Annotated in this window: 1 protein-coding gene; it reads right to left on the reverse strand. The window is 70.1% G+C overall.

Annotated elements, in window-relative coordinates:
- Positions 1 to 102: 102 nt before the first annotated feature.
- The coding region (locus tag VNL12_RS18330) for a DUF4012 domain-containing protein (protein WP_325596420.1) at positions 103 to 1,844 on the reverse strand (1,742 nt) is incomplete at its 5' end.

Here is a 1,844-nt window from a genome sequence, read left to right on the forward strand (position 1 = left end):
CTCCTGGGGGACCCCGTGTGGTTGGGGCATCATGGTCCACCATCGACCCCTGTGTCCAGCATTCAAGGCCCCGCTGGGCATCTGTTCACGGGCTCGTCACGGTCATTCGGCCACGATCAGCTCGTCGCGGCCGGCGATGTCGAAGGGCTCCACCGTGGTGGGGGGCGCATCGCTGCGACCGGCGCGCACGGTCAGCTGGTCCGAGACGACGGTCGGCTGAGGAGCCAGGTCGAGGTGGTAGTCGCCCTCGAGGTCCATCGTGCCGACCAGGTCGAGCTCGAGGGTGACCGATCCGCCGGGTGGCACCACGATCTGCTTGGTGTAGACGCGGTAACCCGCTTCGGTCTGGGATTCGACCCCCGTCGCCTCGCCATCGACCGCGACCCCCTCCAGCTCGTGCGGCGTGTACACCGAGAGCAGCATCCGGTTCGTGCCCGGCGGGTCGTCCTGGCTGTTACCGAGTACGTAGTCAGGCAGTCCCTGGTCGAGTGGTGCATCGTTGCGCACCGTGACCCGGGCCGTTGCCCGCAGCGTGCCCTCGTCGTCGATCGTCACCCGGTAGTCGATGTCGCGGCTCTGGTAGACGTCGATCTTGTTGTTGCCCGAGTTCTGGCTGGCCACGGTGAGGAAGTCGCGATCAGGGGCGGGCTCGGGGAAGGCACCGGTGGCACCCAGTCGGCCGAAGAGCGCCTGCTCGTTGGAGTCCGGAGACCAGAGGCGGATGCGGCCCTCGGCGGTGGCGGGACCGAGGATGTCGCCGATCCGCCGGGGGCCAGGGAGGTCGCCCGTGGTGAGGCGGTCGAAGGTGATCTCGAGCAGCTCGGCCAGGGCATCGTTCTGGGCGTCGCTGTCTTGGAAGAGGGCGTAGTTCTCACGGAGCAGGAAGTTGGCCGCGTCATCCGCGCTGAGGGTGCGCCCGAAGCCTTCGACCTCGACGGGCCCGGTGAAGCGCAACAGGGCCGCGAGGGCGATGGGGTCGATGCTGATCACGCCGTCGACCGGCCGCCCCCCCGCCTGGGGGTAGATCTCGCTGATCACCTGGGCGTCGTACGGGAAGTGCGGAGAGAAGGTGAAGTCACCGATGAAGTCACCGACCGAGAACTGCCCGTAGCGACGGACGTAGTCCGGCGGGCCCGTGACCTGGACCGCGCCGCGGGCTTGGCGCAGTTCTTGGACCGACCCCGACTCTTCGAGGCGCAGCCGGCCGTCGGTGGCGCTGATCTCGGCGTAGCTCCCCATGAAGCCCCCCGACCCACGGAGCTCGGCGGGGGTCACGAAGGCGACGAAGTAGTGGCGGGGGCCGTCGGCGCCGAGGAGGGCGGGCGCGACCTCCACGGCGTCGAGGGCCAGGTCGGCTTCCCCACCTGCCTGGGTCAGCTCGTCCCCGAGGTCGTCGAGGCCGTTCGCCAGCGGGCCGAGCAGCCACGGCGTGCGGTTGGCGTCGATCGCACGCTGTGCCGAGGAGATCGATGTGGCCGTGCGCTCGAGCGGGTCGCGCACCGACAAGATGCGCTCGATGTCGAACTGGCCCCCGGTCGAGCGCAGCTCCTGGTAGTTGGCGGCCTCCACCGTCTCGCCCGCGGTGCGAGACAGCTGGACGCCCTCCTCGGCCGATGAGCCGAGGGCCCGGGCGTGCTGGCTGAGCACCGGGACGGCCCGGGCCGGCGCCGCCCACCAACCGTTGATGCGGCTGTTGGTCCGCTCGAACGAGGATTCCGCCCTGACGAAGCTGCGGCGAGCGGTGTCGGTGTCACCCCGGCGGGTGGCGTTCAGCCCGGTGCGGGCGTCGCTGGTGGCTCGATCGATGTCGGTGGCCACGCTGAGCAGCAGCGCCCCGTAGGCCA

Source organism: Iamia sp. (assembly GCF_035575815.1).
Lineage (GTDB): Bacteria > Actinomycetota > Acidimicrobiia > Acidimicrobiales > Iamiaceae > Iamia.